Source organism: Halomonas sp. GXIMD04776, from assembly GCF_049808615.1.
Lineage (GTDB): Bacteria > Pseudomonadota > Gammaproteobacteria > Pseudomonadales > Halomonadaceae > Modicisalibacter.
Genome location: NZ_JBNCAN010000062.1, coordinates 1 through 1,138, shown reverse-complemented (window position 1 = coordinate 1,138; position 1,138 = coordinate 1). Strand labels below are relative to the sequence as shown.

Genomic DNA, 1,138 nt, shown 5'->3' with positions numbered 1-1,138 from the left:
CCTGAATCCGTGATGCCGGCGTCGACACTTCCCCTATCACCGCCAGCGAGCATTTTCTGACCGCCGATTCCGTCTCACCCGCTGAACGCATACCGGGGAGGACCAACCATGGCGACGCTGACCGACGAGAGCAGCCCATTTTGACAGGCATTTCTACCCGCCGGACACGGTGATACTGGCTGCCGGTGACCGTCAGCTCTCTGCGTGGTGCCTTTGTCCGACAGACGATCAGCATGGCGTGCCTCGGGGATAGCGCAGGCGGCTTCGCAAGGTGTTCAACACCGTCATGCGTCCGATGTCCTGCCCGAAGTCGAGGATGATCTGCCGCGCCTTGTGAATCACGAGCGCCGCACGATGCACCAGCTCTTGTAGCACGGTGCGGATCCGGCGCCGCTTGGCGGGATGGCGCACCGGGCTCAGCTCGCCGGTCATGCCCAGCTGCCCCATCAGCCGCAGGATGTTGTAGGCCAGCTGGGCGAGGTGCAGGATCAGATCGTTGGTGGCGAACTTGCCCGACGGCAGCCGCTCCAGGTCGAGATCGGTCTTGATCTCACTGTGGAATTGCTCGTGGGTGGCATGCGCCTGGTAGCGTTTGATCACCGCCTCCGGCGCCTCGTCCAGGCTGGTCCACCAGCCTTCCAACTCATAGTCCGGTTCGAGCAGCAACTGGCCATCGCGATCGGCGGTGCGCTCGACCAGGCGCATCACGCGTTGGACGACGTATTCGGTCTTGTTGTCGTCGTGGATCGAGACGGTCTGCGTCCACAGCGCCTGGCGCTTGCCAGGACGCAGCTCTTCCCAGTAGTCCGCCGCCACAGCCAACCAGGTATCCTGATCGGCCGTGGCCGAGCCGCGCGGGTTCCATTTGACGACATAGTCGAGCCGGCGCCCCTCGTCGGCAAAGACCTGGCGCTGCTGTTCGAGAAGCGCCAGGTGCGCCTGGCTGTCGAAGCCGCTGTCCTCGCGTAACAGGATCGGTTGCTCGGTCAGGCCTTGGGCGCGAGGCAGTACCCGCTCCAGGAAGGCGTTGCTCTCCTTCATGGTGTGCTGCTTGCCAGGACGCAGTTCCAGACCCAGGCACCACCCTTCGTTGCCCAGATAGGCGGCGATCGGGGTGTAGCCATCGACCTTCTGGTAA

The 1,138-nt window shown here is 63.9% G+C and carries 1 protein-coding gene; it reads right to left on the bottom strand.

Features of this window, described 5'->3' with window-relative positions; all coding sequences use genetic code 11:
* Positions 1-228 precede the first annotated feature (228 nt).
* Positions 229-1,138 (bottom strand): IS1380 family transposase (locus ACPF7Z_RS19380; RefSeq protein WP_425194876.1); only part of this gene is annotated, 910 nt, incomplete at its 5' end.